Source organism: Streptomyces sp. NPDC043726 (assembly GCF_056436565.1).
Map to the genome: position 1 here is coordinate 884,530 of NZ_JBWKCI010000002.1, position 17,657 is coordinate 902,186.

The following is a 17,657-nucleotide window of genomic DNA, read 5'->3' on the forward strand; positions in this document are numbered from 1 at the left end:
TGTGCAGTCAGAGGCGAGAGAGGCGGCCCCTGTCTGGTAGCCGGCGCCCCTGACCGAAGGGAATGCGGCTGATCGTCTGCTAGGAACGGCCCCACCCCGGTGTCCAGTTGCGGATCGCCGACGCCGATGGACCGTGGCTGACCTGCTTCGCCACCAACATCCCCGTTAGCCGACCGCGGCACCGGACCTAGGACACCGCCAACGGGCGCGGCCGAGGAACCGCATCCGGACCGGGCGAACCGCCGGCCTGCGCAACCTGCCCCTGCACGACACCGGGCAGAACCGGATCGGGCTGGAGATCGTCCAGCTCGCCCTGGACCCGCTGGCCTGGATGCCGATGCTCGTTCTGACCGGCGAAATCCGCAGGTGGGAGCCCCGCCGCCTCCGGTTGCGCCTTCTCTCCGCCGCCGCCCAGATCGTCACGACCGCCCGCCGCCGCTCTGTGCGGTTCGCTCGCCACTGGTCCTGGGCCGGCGTGATCACCGACGCCCCGGCACGGCTCGAAACTCTCCCGAACCCCGGCTGAGCAGCACGTTCCCGTCCCTGCGAGCAGCATTACCCCGACCGGCCAGAACAGCCGAAACGGCCCCTCGAAGGAACCGACGGACCGTCACGAATGATCGAGGCTCAGCAGTTGACGCCCCTGAGGCGCTGAAAGCAAGATCACGGGAATGCGTGAATTGTCCTGGAACGACGGTGTCGAGATCGAGAGGAAAGCCCAGACCGCCTGGTCAGCGACGTGCGAGGCGCTTCCTGTGGGTACGCAGGTGACCGGCGAAGTCATCGGTCGACAGCCCTTTGGTGTTTTCCTCCGAATCGAGGGTGTTCCGGACGCGCTCGGCCTGGCCGGGGTCTCGGCGACCCCCGATGGTGAACTGCCGCCGATGGGTGCCCGGGTCAGGGGTGAGGTTCGCTGGTTTTGGGAGGACAACCGTCAAGTGAAGATCACGCTGAGCGAATGGAGGCCGGCCGGGACCTGACGGGTCACCTCACGTCTGAGTGGTCGGCACATACGGCTTGCGTCGTCATGGGGACCGCGGAGACGGGGGCCCCCAACCCGCGACGGCTCCCCGCCTGGACTCGGCGTGTGCAACGTGTTCAGAAGTTCGGCTTGCGCCGGGGGCGCCGTTCAGTGCAGTGGGGTGGGGAAGCGGCGTCGGCGGAATCGTTTGTCGTTCCTGGAGCGGATGGCGTCGTAAGGCGTGGTCTGCACGAGCACTGCCAGGTGTTCAAAGGATCCCCATAGGCCGCCTGCCTCGCGCCCGTCGAGGAGTTGGCGTTCTCCCTGGATGAACGGTTCCAGTGCCTGCCAAACCGATTTGATGCCGGTGTAGTGGATGGCGACGGCGATGTCTTCTTCCAGGGTTCTGGTGACGACGAGCACTCCCAGGTCCTGGTAGAAGCCTCCGACGAGCAGCACTTTCTCCCGTTCGGGCGGCGGAAGGCCCGAGATGCCCATGGCGGGGTCGCGTCCGTCCAAGGCTGTCATGACGAAGTCGGTGGCTTCCTTGAATTCGGGCGCACGGGCGCGGGATCCCAGTTCCAGGATGTACAGCAGCAGGTTCGTGCGCCGTGTGTCGGATGCCTGCCGCAGGGCCGAGGCCGCGGCGATCACGACGGCAACCAGGGCGACGGTCAGAGTGAGAAGGTTGAACAGCAACATCGGCCCCCAAAGTGTGCTGCGCAAGGGGAGATCTGCCCGACACAGGCTCCCGTCACACCCTGGTTGCAGGTTCGCCGGCTGCCGTGGCCGGGCTTCGCCGGGCCGCGGACGGGCTCGGGTCCGCCGGGCCCGGCCAGGTGCGTAGGTGGCGGGTTCGGCGATGCCGTGCGGCTTTGCGGACGAAGCGGATTGCTGGGCGGGTTGCTGGCTTCTGATCCGGGCTGGAGGGCTTCGGCCAGGACGGCAACGTGGCCGTTGCGGCAGTGAAAATTAAGGTCGCATGGGGCCCCTACGCGGTGCGGCCGATGAGTTTGGACGGCGCCAGGAGTCTGATGGAGGACACCCGATCTCTGGAGGCTGCCCGATGGCTGAACCGCACGTTCTGGAAACTCGGAGAGCTCTGGAAAGGGCGATCCACGTCGAGCGGTCGGCGCTCGCCGAGGATCTCGCCGAGCTCAGCGAGGCCCAGTGGGCGAAAGCATCACTGTGCGAACGCTGGACCGTGGAGGAAGTCGTAGCCCATCTGACGGCAGGTGCCAGCACGGGGATGTGGCGCTGGCTGCTGAGCATGCTGGCCGCACGGTTCGACCCCGATCTGCACAACGACCGACGACTCGCACAACACCGTGGTGCTACGCCCGAAGAGACCTTGCGGCGATTTCGCGAGGTTGTTGCCGGGCCCGCCGGGCCGACAAGGCATACCGCTGCCTGGCTTGGTGAAATTGTCGTCCACAGCGAGGACATCCGCCGGCCGTTGGGTCTTGTGCGGACACCCCCGGTGGCCACGACGACCGCCGTGGCCCGGTTCTTCGCCAGCCGCGATTTCACCGTCGCGAGCAATACGGCAATTACGGGCTTGCGGATCGAGGCCACAGACGGACCGTTCACCACCGGCTCGGGGGATCTGCTCAGGGGGCCGACCCTCTCGCTCGTGATGGGGATGGCAGGCCGTGCAGCGGCCTGCGAGGATCTTGAGGGGGACGGCGTGGCAGTCCTGCGGGCCCGACTGCGCTCCGATTGAAGGACAAGCTCGCGCCGATTCTGGCGCCGACTCAGCGGTGTTCTCCAGCGGCGCGGCCGAACGAGAGCACGGCCGAACGACAGCACGGCCGAACGACGGCGCAACGAACGATCGAAGCTCCCCGGACCCGGCCCTACCCTCGGGTGTTCGTTGAAGATGACCGAGCCCTACTGGTCGTCGAGGAGGGCTGCTTCCTCGTCTGTAACCTGGGCGAAGCAGGCGTCCTCGGTGGCTGTTGCGGTGGAATGACTCCAGGCCGGGAAGGCGTAGTGCCGGGCATGGAGGGTCCAGCCTCGCTTCTTGTAGGTGGTCATGAAGGTTGTGCCGCCTGCCCTGAGTCGTACCTCGTCGTCGGTGTCGCTCTTCTCCCAGCCGGTTGCCGCCAGGTTCGCGAGTACCAGGTCCAGGTGCTGTCGCATCTGCGCTGGGTCGGACTCTCGGGGGGAGGTGTCCGCAGGGTTGTGTGACCAGTGGACCGTGCAGGGCGACAGGCGTGCGATGAGGGCAGCTCGTTTTCGTGCCTTCTGCGTTGATCCTGAGCTGGGTGATGCACTGGCTCCGATCTCCGTCAGTCCTTCGGGAAGCCCGGCGGCCGCGGCGGCCGCCTCCAAGTCCGCCCGCACACGCTGCTGGCCAAAGGGTGTCGCGGACGCCGGGGATGAGGATGCCTCCGCTTGCGTGGAGGTCTCTCCGCTGCCGCAGCCGGTGACGAGGACCGCGCTGACGACGGCGGTCGCGAGCCGTCGGGCTCTGGCGATCCTGGTACTACGCATGTGTTCTTCTCTCGATGGGGCCCACCGCCGACCTCTGAGCAGGTCAGGTTGGGTTCTCGATGTCCCGGACGGGGATCTTCGCACAGCCGTTCGTCTGGCTGCGGCAGTGGTACGGGCTGCGTCCTGTGCATGGCCCAGTTCAAGGGCGTCGACTTCATGGGCTCCTTTACGCGTTCATGGCGCTCCCTGACGCGCTGGCGGCACGGCAGCCGTGGTGGGAGGGGTGGGCATCGCGCGCAGGGCCCGGACGGGCGAGGCCAGCAGGAGGACGACGGGCACGACTTGGAGTAGGGCGCCGACGGCGAGGGTGGCCCGTACATCGAGGAGGAGTACCAGGACGCCGGCTATGGCTGCCGCGAGCGGGCGGGCACCGGCCGTCACCGTAGTGCTGGCGGCCTGCATCCGCCCCTGGAAGCGCGGTTCACACAGGACTTGGCGCAGGGACCGCTGGCTCGTGCCGGACGCCGTGGCCCAGAACAGTTGCACGGTGAGCGACGTGGCGAGGATGATCTGCCACTCTCGTCCGGGCCCGGCGAGCAGCAGGGGCACCTGGGCGAGGGGGCTGACCGCGAACCCCACGATGATCGTCGGTCCGATGCCGACGCAGGCAGCTATCCTCGGGGCGAGCAGCGCGCCGGCCAGGCTCCCGGCCCCACCGACTCCCATGATCACGCCGAACGCGGTTGCGGAGACGGCCAGTTCCCTCAGCAAGTAGTACGCCCAGAAGGTGTTCATGATCGCCAGGCCGAACGAGAGGGCTGACAGGGCCGCGATCACCGTGCGGATCGTGGGCTGCCCGACGACGTACCGCACGCCGTCGGCGATGTCCCGCGCGAGGCTCCTGCGGCCCGCTCGTGGCGGGGCGGACGTCTGGGGAACGCGGATGCGCCACACGAGCAGAGCGGAGACGACGAAGGACAGAGCGTCGACCAGGACCGAGCGCGCAGCTCCGACGGCGCCGACCAGGGCAGCCCCGGCGTTGCTGCCGGCACTGTCGGCCAGCGCGGACGCTGCACCGAGCCGGGAGTTGGCACTCTGCACCTGGTGCGGCTCGACGAGCGCCGGCAGCAGGCTGATCGCCCCAGCGTCGTGCACCACCTTGGCCGCTCCGAGCACGATCGCGACCGCGTACAGCTGCCCGACGGTGAGTGCATCGGCGAGCGCTGCGGCCGGGATGGTCACCAAGGCTGCTGCCGCGGCCAGGTCTGATGCGATCAGCTGGGGGCGCTTGGCGTGCCGGTCCGACATGGCGCCGGCCCAGAGCGCGACCGCGTTGGGAAGCTGACCGAGGAAGGCGAGCACGGCGACCTCGGTGGTGGACGCGCGCAGCTCCAGGACGGCCAACGCGGGGATGGCGATGGTGCTCACGGCTGATCCGGACAGGCTCGCGGCCTCGCTGCTCAGCAAGTACCGGAAGGGCCTGCTGGCCCACGCGGTCCTGCTCGAGCCGCGCCTGGTGGTTGTCACTCGGCCTCACTCCTTGGTGGGTGCGCCGGCCTGGCGCTGTTGGCGTGTTTGGCGGCCGGCGGTAACAGCCGCGCAGTAACTGCTGGGCGGGTACACGTCTTCTCCCGGTGAGGAAGGTGCGAGTGCGGCCTGAGCAGCTGTGTGGGCGGGTCAGCGGTCCTGGGACAGTTCCAGCAGCTCGGCGAAGGTGCCGCCGCCGTGGACGAGATCGTCGTATCCGCCCTGTTCGGTGATCCGGCCTTGTTCCATCACGACGATGTGATCCGCGATCTTGGTGTTCTCAAGGCGGTGGGTGACCACGATGGTGATGCGGTCGGCGGCGATGGCCTTGATCTCTTCGAAGATGGCGTGCTCACCTCGGGGATCCATCTGAGAGGTGGGCTCGTCGAGGATCAACAGACCAGGCCTGCGGTACAGCGCCCGGGAACAGGCGACGCGTTGCCATTGGCCGCCGGAGAGTTCCGACCCGCCGAAGATGTCACGGGCGAGGAGCGTGTTGAGGCCGGCCGGCAGGTCATCGACGGTCTCCCGTAGGCCGACCGCGTCGACGGCCTCCCACACGGCCGTGTCGTCGTGGGTACGGGGCTGCCCCAGGGTGATGTTCTCGCGGACACGCAGGGGCCACTGGGCGAAGATCTGAGGCACCAGACCGGTGTTCGCCCACACCGAGGCGGGGTCGACCTCGGCGAGGTCCGTGCCGTTCCAGGAGATCTTGCCTTTGTCCGGCAAGTAGATCCCGGTGAGCAGCCGGGTGAGGGTGGACTTGCCGGAGCCGTTCGCTCCGACGATCGCGAGGATCTCGCCGCGACGCAGGGTGAGGGACACCCCGTGCACCGCGGGCTTGTCCTTGCCCGGGTATTGGTAGACGGCTTGTTCGACCTTGATCTCCTCGATGGGGGCGGCCACGGAGCGAGGGCCGCGCCGGGGTGCGCGTTCCGCGGCGTCGTCGAGGAAGGACTGCATGTCGCCGAGGTAGAGACTGGTGTGGAAGACCGCGGCGCCGTTGACGACGACTTGAGACAGGGCGGCCAGCGTCGTCTGCACGGCGACGACGGCGGTGGCGGCGACCGCGAGGTCGATGCGTCCGCTGACGGCGAGCCAGGCCAGGACTCCCCAGGTGGCGACCAGGAAGAAGCCGCCGGCCAGCGAGGACAGCAAGGAGATCCTCAAGGTCCGCGGCGCGGCGGCGAGCGTGCGGCGGTCGCAGCGGTCGGACAGGGCCCGGTACCAGTAGGTCAGGTACTCGGTCATCGAGTTGGCGCGGACTTCGTCGCCGTACTTCGAGGTGGTGGCCCACCAGCGCATCATGCCGCGTACGTTGCGGTCGGCCACGTTGGCGTAGTGGGTCTCGTAGTCCACGCGGGCGGTCAGGACGGCGCCGACGCCGGCCGGGAGCACGGCGAGCAGGAGCAGCGGCAGCATCAGCACGTTCAGCACGGACAGGACACCCCCGGCGGTGACCATGCGGATCAGTGCGGACATGAATCGCTGGGCGTCGGTGACCATGACGTGGGTGCGGATCACCCCCATCTCGGCGGCCTCCTGACGGTCCGAGAAACCGTCCACGGCGTACGCGGCGGCCTCGACCCGGCACACCGCCTCGACCAGCGCGGTGTCCGTCTCGGTGGTGAGCCGGGGAGTGATCCGCCGTTCGGCATACGTGACCACCGAGCCTGCGACACGGCCGAGCGCGGCGGCCGTCGCCACCGCCAGCAGGGCGGGCAGGGCACCGTGCAGCCGGTCGGCGACGGCGCCATCGGAGAGGATCGGTTGCATGGCCTCGGCGGTCGCGGTCAGCAGAGCGGCGGCCGAGACACCAGTGATCACCTGGCAGCCGAGCAGGAGCTGCACCGCGCGCCGGTCGGTCCTCCACGACAGCCGGGCGATCCTGCGCAGCACCCTGGGGATCTGCGCACACATCCGCCGGAAGGACACTTCGGCGAGCGGATTGACCGAGTACTGCCCGCTGTAGGTGATCTCCGCCGGTGGTGGAAACGGCGGCGCGGTGTCCTGCTGCTCGTGAGTATCGGACGTGGTCAACGTGGCTCCCCCTTCGTCGCGGCTGGGACATGGGGCTCAACGACTGCGCCGGAATTTCGAACACCTGTGTTTCGGACGGACTTCGAACCGTGCGACAGAGCGCCCGGCGGAGGGTGTGCGATGCACCGACCCGTGCGGCACAAAGAAGCACGCTCTGAACCGTGGTGGCCAAAACGCCGAGGTTGCCGCTGCTCCGGTGCAGGTCTGAGAGGGACACAGGCACCGCGACCTTGTCGATGCTGCGCACGGCCTGAAGCAGCTGCCCTGTCGCGGGCAACCTGTCGATCCTTGAAACAGGGCCGCAAGCGTCATTCGAGATGAGCGGTATTGCTCGAGCGCGGAGATGTCAGTGCTGTCCGGCATAGTGCCAGGAATGATCAACAACTTGGAGAGCATCGACTGGGCGTCCATGGGGCACGCCTACGGACCTGCCAGTGATGTTCCGCAATGGCTCCGCGACATGGCCTCGCCCGACGCCGAGGTCCGCAAGCAGGCCTTCAGCAGCTTCTACAGCGCAGCCCACCACCAAGGGGACGTGTATCCCTGCACGGTGGCCAGTCTGCCGTTCCTGTTCGCCATGGCTGACGCCCCCTCCACGCCGGATCGGGCGTCGGTGGTCGCACTGATCGTGAACATCGGCCGTGAAGCCGTCGATCGGGACGTACCCGGTTCCCTATGGATTGCTCCCGACGGTGAGGAGTCCACGGCCTACCAGGACGCCGCAGCGTTCATGCGCCGGCGCGGCGAGGCTTTCGCCGCATACGCACGTGATGCCGACACCCAGGTGCGTCGGGCCGCCATCGCGGGCTTGGGACTGTTCCTGGATGACGCCGAGCGGGCGGTAGCGGCCCTTCGGGACCGGCTCGCCGCCGAGGACGGCATCTCGGAGCGGCTGCTGGTGGTCCGGACGATGGGCGACCTGGCGCTTCGGCTCCAGGCGGCGCGGGCGGGGGCGTGCAAATGGTTCGACATCCTCGCCGACGGCGTGACGGTGGATGCCGATGTCCGTCTCGCGGCGCTCGTCCAGCGGGCCCGGTGCGTTCCCGAGTCCATCGACGATACGACCGTGCCCACCGCGATCGGACTTCTTCGCCGGATCGCGCCGACACCCCGGCCCGAGGAGAGCGAGACACAGGACGAGAGCCGGGGCCCGTCGGGACCGTGCACCTGTCCTGTGGAGGCCGACTCCGACCCTGGTGTTCCCGGGCACGTTGCCGCCGCCTTCGCCGACCTCGAACGCCACGGCCGCGTCCACGCACCGACGACCTCCCTGCTGGTGACCTTCCACGAGGTCCTCGACTCGCGAGTCGAGGACCGGACCGCGCTGCTCCGCGAGCAGTTGCGCAGCCCCGATGCGGCGACCCGCTACGACGCGATCAACATGGCCCGCGGTCTGATCGCCTCCTGGCGGGGAGAACACACGCACCTGGTGCGGCTCCTCGCCGGGTGCCTGCTGCCGCGCGACTCCTACACGTCGGCGGCAGCGGCCGAGGCCCTCGGGTCCCTGGGCCGGCTGGCCGAGCCTGCCCGGGAGGCCCTCGCCGCCTACGTCATCACCCACCGCACCACACACCGGCCCGACGCATGGGCGAGCCCGCACCCCGAGCTGCGCCGAGCCCATCAGCAGGCTGTTCTGGCGCTGGCCCAGCTCGGCGACGAGCGGGCCGTGCCCGGGCTGCTGACCGCGCTGGACACCGGCGTTGATGCCTGGCGCGCCGTGAATGCGGCAGGACATCTGCCCCAAGCCGCCGCCGAACTCACGCCCCGGCTCGTTCGCCTTCTCGTCTCTGTCGATCACTCACGGGAGTGGCCCGATGTCAGCCCCTCGGTCCTCGCCTCCGCCCTCGCCGAACTGGGGGATCCGGCGGCCGTGCCTGCCCTCACCGACACCCTCCAGGCCGCCGTCCGGCACAAGCAGTGGCGCACCGTCGAGCCCGTCCTGAAGGCACTAGCCGCGTTCGGCACCCGCGCCGCCTCCGTCCTGGACACCGTCCGGCCCCTCACCGAGGCGGACAACGCGGGTGTCCGTACGGCCGCGGCGGCCGCCGTCTGGGACATCGAGCACCGTCCCGAAAGTGTCGTGCCGCTGCTGGGAAGCCTCCTCGACCACCAGCGGAACTTCGCCGCCATCGGCCTCGCCGGCCGGATCGGACCTCCCGCCGCTCCTGTCCTGCCGCGCCTGCGGCAGATACTGAACGAGCAGACACAGACGAACGCACGGAACGAGCAAGAAGATGCCGCCGTACTGAACATGGGGAACGCGTGGACCCTCGTCCACACCGCATCAGCCCTGTGGGACATAGCCGGAGACAGCGAAGCCGACACGGTTGTGTCGGCGCTGCTGAACGCATGGAAGGACAACGACGCCACCGCGTCCGATGTCCTCGTCTGCCTCAACCGGATGGGCCAGGCCGCACGCCCTGCCCTGCCGCGGATCCAGATGGCGCTCGCGCAACCGCGCCGAGCCATTGACCGCTGGAGTAATGCAGTCGCTCGCGACCTGGAGATCGAGCGCGTCTGCCGCTCCCTCGAGGCGCGGCTGCGAGACCTCCCCGAACCTGCGCCTGCCGGGAAGGAATAGGCACCGCCGCGTCCGTGTGCCGGGCGCGCGCCGAGCCCGCACACCGGCGAGGGCTCAGCGATGGGGACCTGCTCTGTCCGGCTGGAGCCGCGCATTCAGGCGGCGCGGCTTCTTCGGGCGTAAATGGCGAGGCGGGTCCTCGGGCAGGGGTGAGTGCTGGCTACCCGGTTGGGTTCTTGCGCTCGACGGTGACTGCTGGCTACCCGGTCGGTTCGTGCGCTCGACCTCTGTGCGGTGCAAGCCGCAGCCCGCGGTGTCTCACCCGATCCGCGGGGGTTCGCTTCGCCGGTGACCGGTGATGCGTCGGCAAACGCCATTGCCGCGGCGCTCGCCCTCGCGCTGTCAGCCGTGCTGGTCAACTGGCTGCTGGCCGTTGGCTGGGGTGCTCGTCGCCGCACCGGGTGGTCAACGTGCCGCCGACTCAACCTCGCCAGCGCCCCTCGGTGATGCCGCCGACGGCGAATAGGGGCCCCGGAGCGTCCCTCACCTCCCCAGATAGACTCGCCCGTATGGTCCGAAGGTCCCACGCCGTTGCCGAGGGAAATCCCGGAATGTGGCGGCGCGAGGCCGGTACCGTCGTACGGCGTGCTCTCGCCCTTCCGGAGCGGCCGTCGGTGAGCGGCGCCATAACGGCCGGGTCCCACACACCGCGCGTGCCCACCGAGTGGACGCCTCACTCCCATCCCTCCCACGAACTCGTCTGGGTCCGCGGGGGCACGGTCACCTCCCGCGTGCAGGACCGTGTCTTCACCGTGTCCGAGGGGTACGGGCTGTGGATGCCCGCCGGAGTGGTGCACGGAGGGCGGACCACGGCGGGCGCGACATTCCACGACGCCTTCTTCGCCCCCGACCGTACGCCGTTCGCCTTCGGGGAGCCCAGGACGATCACGATGACGCCGCTCCTGGAGTCATTGCTGACCCATCTCGCCCGTACGGATCTCGACGACGCGGCCAGGACGCGGGCGGAGGCGGTCGTCTTCGACGTGCTCCAGCCGGCGGAACAGCAGTTCACGCTGCCGCTGCCGCCCAGCGACGGCCGGATCGACGCCATCACCGAGGCCCTGCTGGCGGACCCGGCCGACCAGCGCTCACTGGAGGAGTGGGCACGGGAGCTGGGCATCAGCGACCGCACGATCACCCGCGCGTTCCGGCAGACGACCGGCCTCTCCTTCGCACAGTGGCGGCAACTGCTGCGAGTCCACCGCGCGCTGGGGCTCCTCTCCCAGGGCTTCGACGTGATGACGGTCTCCGAGGCGCTCGGCTACGCGCAGCCCAGCTCCTTCATCGCCGCGTTCCGGCGGGTCATGGGCACCACCCCCGGCAATGTCCGGAAACCCGTATCGCCTGTCCTTAACACCTGATTGTCGACCTGGCGAGCGGAATATAGCCTTCTCGCAGTTAGGTAACCCTTAGTTGTTGCTCGACGTGAACAGCGCTGCCCGTACGCAGAAGAGTTCGCGGGAGAGTGCGCGGCCCGGCCGGTGACGGCCGGACGGAGGGTGCCGCACACCTCGCCCCTGCGACCACTCGGACTCATCGATGTTCACACGCCTTTCCCGGCACACCGGCCGCCCGGCTGCCGACCCCGCCGCGCCGGTGGCCGCCCTCAACGGGCACCAACTGGAGCTGCGCTACGGCGGCAAGCCAGTCGTCCACGGCGTCTCCATCGGCCTGGAGCCGGGCCGGGCAACCGCCCTGGTGGGGCCGAACGGCAGCGGGAAGTCCACGCTGCTGCGGGCGCTCTCCCGGCTGCACCGGTTGGACGGCGGCAGGGTGACGCTCGGGGCACCCGAGGGCGAGCCCGAACGGGACGCGGCGCTGCTGAGCGCCCGTCAGTTCGCCCGCGAGGTCACGCTCTTCTCTCAGTCGAGGCCGGCGCCGCAGGGGCTGACGGTCGCGGAGGTCGTGGCGTTCGGACGCCACCCCTACCGGCGCGGCTTCGCGGGACTGACCGCCGAGGACCGGGCGGCCGTCGACCGGGCGATGGGTGTCACGGGCGTAGGGGACATGTCCGGACGGCCGGTGGGCGAACTCTCCGGCGGTGAGATGCAGCGCGTCTGGCTCGCCGCCTGCCTGGCCCAGGACACCGGCGTCGTCCTGCTCGACGAACCCACCAACCACCTGGACCTGCGCTATCAGATCGAGACGCTCGACATGGTGCGCGACCTCGTCCAGGACCACGGCATCGCGGTCGGCATCGTGCTGCACGACCTCGACCAGGCGTCCCGCGTCGCGGACACGCTGGTCCTCATGCGCTCGGGCCGCGTCCACGCGGCGGGCGCCCCTGTCGACGTCCTCACCGCCGAGAACATCGGCGAGGTCTACGACATCGAGGTCGAGGTCGCTGTCGACCCCCGCACGGGCCGCCTCCGCATCGACCCCATCGGACGGCACGCCGCCTGACCAGAAATCCCGCCTGACTTCCGTATCGCCCCCATCGACGGCACGCCGTCAGGCCGGAAAACCCGCCCTGACTTCCGTATCGACCCCATCGGACGGCACGCCGCCAGGCCGCAAAACCCGCCTGACGCCGAACGTCCGCTCACTCATCACGCATCGCAAGAAAAAGAGGAACCCTCCATGAACCGTGCCCGTCACCTGGCGGCGGCAGCCTCCACGGGGCTCGTGCTCCTCGCCGCGACCGCCTGCGGCACGACCGACGTCGACGACAAGGCCGCTTCCGCCGGCAGCGCCAGCGCCTCGCCCGCCTCGAAGGACTGCGCCGACGACACGACGACCACCTCGACGGGCCCGGTCTCCTTCAAGGACGGCCTGGGCCGGACCGTGAAGCTCGACAAGCCCGCCGAGCGCATCGCGGTCCTGGAGTGGCAGCAGGTGGAGGACGCGCTGACCCTGTGCGTCACCCCCACCGCGGTCTCCGACGCGAAGGGGTACAGCACCTGGGTCAGCGCGGAGAAGCTGCCCAGCGGGGTGACGGACATCGGCACCCGTGAGGAGCCCGACCTCGACACCCTCTACGCGGCCAAGCCCGACCTGATCGTCGTGGAGGCGTTCGACGCCGACGACGAGATGGTCAAGAAGCTGGAGAAGCGGAACGTCCCGGTCATGGTCACCAAGGGCGCCGACCCGAAGGACCCGATCGGCAACATGCGGAACGTGTTCAGCATGATCGGCGAGGCGACGGGCCGCACCGAGCGGGCCGACCAGGTGCTCGAGGAGTTCGACGAACACCTCGCCACGGCGAAGCAGCAAGTCACCGACGCCGACCTGCCGACGAAGGACTTCGTGTTCTTCGACGGCTGGCTCCAGGGCGGAAACCTCACCGTCCGTCCCTACAGCGACGGCGCCTTGTTCACGGAGATCGGCAAGGAACTGGGTATGACACCCGCGTGGACCGACGCGGTCAACAAGGACCACGGTGACGGTGGTGTCGACCCGTCCTACGGTCTCGCCCAGACCGACGTCGAGGGTCTCACCGCGGTCGGCGACGCCAACCTCTTCTACGCCAACGACGAGGGTGCCGGCGGTTACGTCGAGGCGCTGCAGAAGAACCCGATCTGGAAGACCCTCCCGGCCGTCAAGCAAGGCCGCGCTCACTCCTTCCCGGCGCGGGTGTGGGGCGCCGGCGGCCCGCGCTCCTGCGAGCAGGCCATCGACGCCTACGTCGACGTCCTCGACAAGAAGTAAGTGACACCGCGAGAAGTGAGCGCACCAAGTGAAGCGGAAGCACCGCGAGAAGCCGGCGCGCCGCGAGAAGTGAACGCGTCCGGGGTTCCGGCATCCGGCGGGGAACCGCTGCCGCGCAGTCGGCGCGGTGGCGGTCCCACCGGGGTCGCGGTCCTCGTGGCGCTCGCCGCCGTGACCGTCCTGGTGGGCATGTGGCACGTCACGCAGGGGACGTCGAGTGTCGGTGTCGGCGACCTGGTGCGGTATCTCCTCGGGGACCGGGACGGCGCCGACGGCGCGCCGGTCGGTGAGATCATCACCGGCTCGCGTCTGCCGCGGCTCCTCGCGGGCGTGGCGGTCGGCTTCGCCCTCGGCACCGCCGGAACACTGCTCCAGTCCGTCACGCACAACGCCCTCGCCTCACCCGACACCCTCGCGGTCACGGCGGGCGCCTACTTCACCCTCACCCTCGTCGCGGCCTTCGGCCTGACCGTCCCGTTGTGGGCGTCGGGCGCCGTCGCCTTCGCCGGCGGTCTGCTCGCGGCCGCGCTGGTCCTGCTCCTCGCGGGCCGCGCCGCGGGCACCGCCGGCACCCGGCTGATCCTCGCCGGATCGGCGATGGCGATGGCGCTGGACGCGGCGACGGGTGCGCTCCTCATCCTGTTCGACCAGAACACGACCGGCCTCTTCGCCTGGGGCAGCGGTTCGCTCGCCCAGCTGAACATCGACGCGTCGGTACGTGCGTGGCCGCTGGTGGCCGCAGTGCTGTGTCTCGCCCTGGCCCTGTCCCGGCGGCTGGACGTGATGAACCTCGGTGACGACACCGCGTCCACTCTCGGTGTGCCGATCCGCACCACGCGCGTCACCGCCGTCCTCTGCGCGGTCCTGCTCACCAGCACGGCGGTGACCCTCGCGGGCCCCATCTCCTTCGTCGGCCTCGGCGCCCCCGTCCTGGTCCGCCTGATCGCGAACCGGGTCCGTGCACTGCGCCGGCACCTGTACGCGGTCCCGGCGGCCGGACTGGTCGGCGCGTTGCTCATCCTCCTCGCCGACGCCGCCCTGCGCGCCGTGCAGGGCGCGGACGGCGCCGCCTCCATCCCGACCGGCGTGCCGACCGCGCTGCTCGGCTCGATCGTCATCGTCGTCCTCGCGCTGCGCCTGCGGGACACTGGCCAGGTCGCGCGCGCGGCGCACGCGCGGGTCGTCGCCCGGTCACGCCGCGCATACCTCCTCGTCATGCTCGGTGCGGTGGTCCTCCTGGCGGCAGCGGCCGTCGTAGGGATGCTGGCGGGGAGTCTGTGGCTGCGTACGGGGGACGTCGTGCTGTGGCTGCAGGGGTCCGCACCGGACCTCGTCGCCATGGCGCTCGACGACCGGGTGCCGCGCGTGACCGCCGCCGTCCTCGCCGGCGCGGCACTCGGACTGGCCGGCTGTGTGCTGCAGGGCGCGGTACGCAACCCCCTTGCCGAGCCCAGCATCCTCGGCATCACCGCCGGCGCCGGACTGGGAGCGGCGAGCGTCGTCACGTCGGGTCTGCCCGGCGGAAGGACGGTCCTCATCGTGGTGGCGGTCGCGGCCGGTCTCGCCACGTTCGGGGTGATCGCCCTGCTGTCCTGGCGCGGCGGCTTCCTGCCCGACCGGTTCGTCCTGATCGGGATCGGCTGCGGCTACGGACTCAGCTCCGTCACCACTTTCCTCCTCCTGCGCGCCGACCCGTACAACACGCCCCGCATCTTCACCTGGCTCTCGGGCACCACGTACGGCCGTACGTTTCCCGACGTGCTTCCGGTCGCGGTCGCCCTGGCGCTCGCGCTGCCCGTACTGCTCGCCATGCGCAGCCGCCTCGACCTGCTCGCGGTCGACGAGGACACCCCGCGCATCGTCGGCATCAACGTGGAGCGCACGCGCTTTCTCGCGCTGGCGATCGCGGCCGTACTCGCGGCGCTCAGCGTGGTCGCCGTCGGCGTCGTCGGCTTCGTGGGCCTCGTCGCCCCGCACCTCGCCCGGTCGCTCGTGGGAGCCCGGCACGGCCGCTCGATCCCGGTCGCGATGCTGCTCGGCGGCGTACTGGTCTGTGTGGCCGACGCCCTCGGCCGTACGGTCGTCGCACCCTCCCAGATACCGGCGGGGCTGATGATCGCGCTGGTCGGCGCGCCGTACTTCGTTTGGGTGCTCCGGCAGTCCCGCGCCTGACACCCATTCACCCTTCCCTCACCCCCCAGGAGTTGCGGATGCCGACCCAGCAGGAGACGCCGGTCACGAGCGTCGTCGTACCGTTCGAGGCCGGTATGAGGGTTGGCCGGCACGAGGTGCCGGAGCGCTGGCACACGGTCGACCGCTCGGCGCACCACCCGCACATCGTTGCCGTCGTGGAGGACGACGGTGGGGAGTGGACCGCCGCGGCGCTGGTGACGGCGCGTCCCCAGACGGCGTACCTCAAGATCGTCGATGCCGTCGGTGACGTACGGGCGGTCGTCGCCGCGGTCGTCGACCGTGCCCGCCGCCAGGGCCTGGCGCAGGTCAAGTGGGAAGGCTGGACGGCGAGTCCGGAGGACGCCGCCGCAGCGGGCTTCACCGCACTGCGCCCCCCGCTCGGCCAGGGGCTCGCGCAGGGGGAGGAGGGGGCAGGGCCCGCCACCGGGTACGTGCGCTGGCTGCGCGACGGGACACCTGCCCCGCCCCCGTACTACGGCCAGAGCACCCACTTCACCTGCGGGGCTGTCACCGCCCTCGTCGCCCAGGCCCATGCGGGCAAGGTGTCCCGGGAGGCACTCGACCGCCGCGCGGAACTGTCGCTCTGGCGCGACGCGACCAACTTCCCCGCCTGCGAACCCGTCGGACTGGGCGTCGCCGTACGCCGGGCCTGGCCGTCGTCCCCCGTCACGGTCCACCTCGACACCGACCGGCCCGTCCTCCTCGGCCACTTGCCGGAACACGAACAGGAGTGGCGCGCGATCCTCCAGCACACCTCGCGGACGGAGGCGGAACGGACCGGCGTCCCGGTCGACCCGGACCACCTCCCCATGACCGCGATCCGCGCCGCGGTCGAACGCCGGGAACACGTACTGCTCCTCATCTCGCTCGACGCGATGCTGGGGTTCGACGTACCGCACTGGGTGCTCTGCCACGGCGCCGTGCCGGGCGCCCTCGTGATCGACGATCCGTGGGCCGACACGGCGACGGGGGACACCTGGCTCGACGCCCACCTGCTGCCCGTCCCGGACAGCGCGCTCGACACGATGTCCACCCACGCGCCGGACGGCTTCCGCGGCGCCGTGACCATTGCACGAGAGGCTGACTGACCTCATGCCCAGCAGTACGCATCCCAGCCCGCTCGACCAGCGACTCTTCCGAGCAACGGTCGTGTCGAGCAGCCGCCTCACGCCGAACATGCAGCGGGTGACCGTACGCGGCGAGGAACTTCGCGCGTTCCCGTGGCGTGGCTACGACCACTGGTTCCGGCTCTTCTTCCGCCACCCCCACCAGGACCGCTTCCGCGAGCCCGCCATCGCCGCCGACACCTGGTGGAAGCCGTACCTCGCCATGCCCGACGAAGTACGGCCCTACTGCGCCAACTACACCGTCGCCGACTTCCGCGCCGACACCGGCGAACTCGACATCGACATCGTCGTACACCGCGCCCCCGACGGCGAGACCGAGGGCAGCGTCGCCATCTGGGCCTGCGCCGTCCAGCCCGGCGAACAGATGGCCCTCCTCGACCAGGGCCTCTTGTACGACGCCCCGGCCGACGCGTCCAGCGTGCTGCTCGTCGCCGATGAGAGCGGGTTGCCGGCCGTCGCGAGCATCCTGCGCTCGCTGCCGGCCGACACGGTCGTCCGCGTCATCCAGGAGGTGCCGGCCGAGGCCGACGTCCGCGACCTTGCCAGCCCTGCCGGTACGCGCATCGACTGGATACCCCGCACCGACCCGCACGAGATCCCCGGCACGTCCGCGCTGGCCGCACTCCGCGCGTACGACGCCGTCGACGCCGGCGGCTACGCCTTCGTGGTCGGCGAACAGAGGCTAGCGACCGAGGGCCGCCGCCACCTCCACCGCGCGGGTATGCCGAAGGATCGGATCACGTTCTCGGGCTTCTGGAAGACCCAGCGGCGTAAGTGACGAAGGCGGGACCTCAGTGCAGTTCGGAAAACCAACTGGGGTCCGCTTGCCGCTTGTTCACGACGGCGAGGCTTTCCCGCTCAGGAAGGCATACCTCCAAACAGGTCCCGCCGCGGCCCTCGTAGTGGCCAACTTCGCCAAGTAGGCTGCAGCAGCAGGCCGTTGGCGGCTGAGCGGGGGAGAGGGCAGCCATCGGGGGGTGACGTCCGGTGTCATGCCCATCGAGCGGAGCAGCGGGTTCCCTGTCATGAGCGGCGGCATGGCATGGATCGCCACCGGGTGGCTGCTCGCGTTCGCAGGAGTCAACGCGGCGCTGTAGCTCGGCGCCCTGTGGGACGACGCGTCGCCACAACAGCAGGGCCCCGC

13 protein-coding genes and 1 pseudogene are annotated in these 17,657 nt (G+C 70.0%); 10 read left to right on the forward strand and 4 right to left on the reverse strand.

What is annotated here, in order from left to right:
* Window positions 1-53 precede the first annotated feature (53 nt).
* Both AC068Z_RS08640 and AC068Z_RS08645 read left to right on the forward strand, forming a co-directional pair.
* Window positions 54-526: pseudogene (locus AC068Z_RS08640) on the forward strand (transposase); the annotation flags it as partial.
* A 145-nt stretch (window positions 527-671) separates the two neighbouring features.
* Window positions 672-980, forward strand: a complete 309-nt coding sequence (locus AC068Z_RS08645; RefSeq protein WP_478553622.1) for a hypothetical protein — start codon at window positions 672-674, stop codon at window positions 978-980.
* A 149-nt stretch (window positions 981-1,129) separates the two neighbouring features.
* Here the strand turns inward: AC068Z_RS08645 and AC068Z_RS08650 are convergent, their stop codons facing one another.
* Window positions 1,130-1,663, reverse strand: coding sequence for a DUF4760 domain-containing protein (locus tag AC068Z_RS08650; RefSeq protein WP_478553624.1), 534 nt, complete (start codon window positions 1,661-1,663; stop codon window positions 1,130-1,132).
* Window positions 1,664-2,027: 364 nt separating this feature from the next.
* On the opposite strand from AC068Z_RS08650, the gene AC068Z_RS08655 reads away from it, so the two are divergent.
* On the forward strand, window positions 2,028-2,684 hold the full coding sequence (locus AC068Z_RS08655) for a maleylpyruvate isomerase family mycothiol-dependent enzyme (protein ID WP_478553625.1): 657 nt from the start codon (window positions 2,028-2,030) through the stop codon (window positions 2,682-2,684).
* Between the two features lie 167 nt (window positions 2,685-2,851).
* Here AC068Z_RS08655 and AC068Z_RS08660 read toward each other — a convergent pair whose 3' ends face one another.
* From AC068Z_RS08660 to AC068Z_RS08670, 3 genes are all read right to left on the reverse strand, one after another.
* Window positions 2,852-3,103, reverse strand: a complete 252-nt coding sequence (locus tag AC068Z_RS08660; RefSeq protein WP_478553627.1) for a hypothetical protein — start codon at window positions 3,101-3,103, stop codon at window positions 2,852-2,854.
* Window positions 3,104-3,631: 528 nt separating this feature from the next.
* A complete protein-coding gene (locus AC068Z_RS08665; protein WP_478553629.1) occupies window positions 3,632-4,924 on the reverse strand; it encodes an MFS transporter in 1,293 nt (430 codons plus the stop codon).
* A 150-nt stretch (window positions 4,925-5,074) separates the two neighbouring features.
* Window positions 5,075-6,964 (reverse strand): ABC transporter ATP-binding protein, encoded by a 1,890-nt coding sequence (locus AC068Z_RS08670; protein WP_478553630.1) that lies wholly within the window; start codon window positions 6,962-6,964, stop codon window positions 5,075-5,077.
* A 373-nt stretch (window positions 6,965-7,337) separates the two neighbouring features.
* On the opposite strand from AC068Z_RS08670, the gene AC068Z_RS08675 reads away from it, so the two are divergent.
* The 7 genes from AC068Z_RS08675 (at window position 7,338) to AC068Z_RS08705 (ending at window position 17,291) form a co-directional block, all read left to right on the forward strand.
* Window positions 7,338-9,545, forward strand: a complete 2,208-nt coding sequence (locus AC068Z_RS08675) for a HEAT repeat domain-containing protein (protein ID WP_478553632.1) — start codon at window positions 7,338-7,340, stop codon at window positions 9,543-9,545.
* A gap of 509 nt (window positions 9,546-10,054) precedes the next feature.
* Window positions 10,055-10,906, forward strand: a complete 852-nt coding sequence (locus AC068Z_RS08680; protein WP_478553634.1) for a helix-turn-helix domain-containing protein — start codon at window positions 10,055-10,057, stop codon at window positions 10,904-10,906.
* 178 nt (window positions 10,907-11,084) lie between these two features.
* On the forward strand, window positions 11,085-11,948 hold the full coding sequence (locus tag AC068Z_RS08685; RefSeq protein ID WP_478553636.1) for an ABC transporter ATP-binding protein: 864 nt from the start codon (window positions 11,085-11,087) through the stop codon (window positions 11,946-11,948).
* Between the two features lie 177 nt (window positions 11,949-12,125).
* On the forward strand, window positions 12,126-13,193 hold the full coding sequence (locus AC068Z_RS08690) for an ABC transporter substrate-binding protein (protein ID WP_478553638.1): 1,068 nt from the start codon (window positions 12,126-12,128) through the stop codon (window positions 13,191-13,193).
* A gap of 69 nt (window positions 13,194-13,262) precedes the next feature.
* Window positions 13,263-15,365, forward strand: coding sequence for an iron ABC transporter permease (locus AC068Z_RS08695; RefSeq protein ID WP_478553640.1), 2,103 nt, complete (start codon window positions 13,263-13,265; stop codon window positions 15,363-15,365).
* 38 nt (window positions 15,366-15,403) lie between these two features.
* The gene (locus tag AC068Z_RS08700) at window positions 15,404-16,474 is read left to right on the forward strand and encodes a peptidase C39 family protein (protein ID WP_478553642.1); all 1,071 of its coding nucleotides are present in this window, start codon (window positions 15,404-15,406) and stop codon (window positions 16,472-16,474) included.
* A gap of 4 nt (window positions 16,475-16,478) precedes the next feature.
* Window positions 16,479-17,291: a siderophore-interacting protein gene (locus tag AC068Z_RS08705; RefSeq protein WP_478553644.1), complete on the forward strand. Its 813-nt coding sequence runs from the start codon at window positions 16,479-16,481 to the stop codon at window positions 17,289-17,291.
* Window positions 17,292-17,657 lie beyond the last annotated feature (366 nt).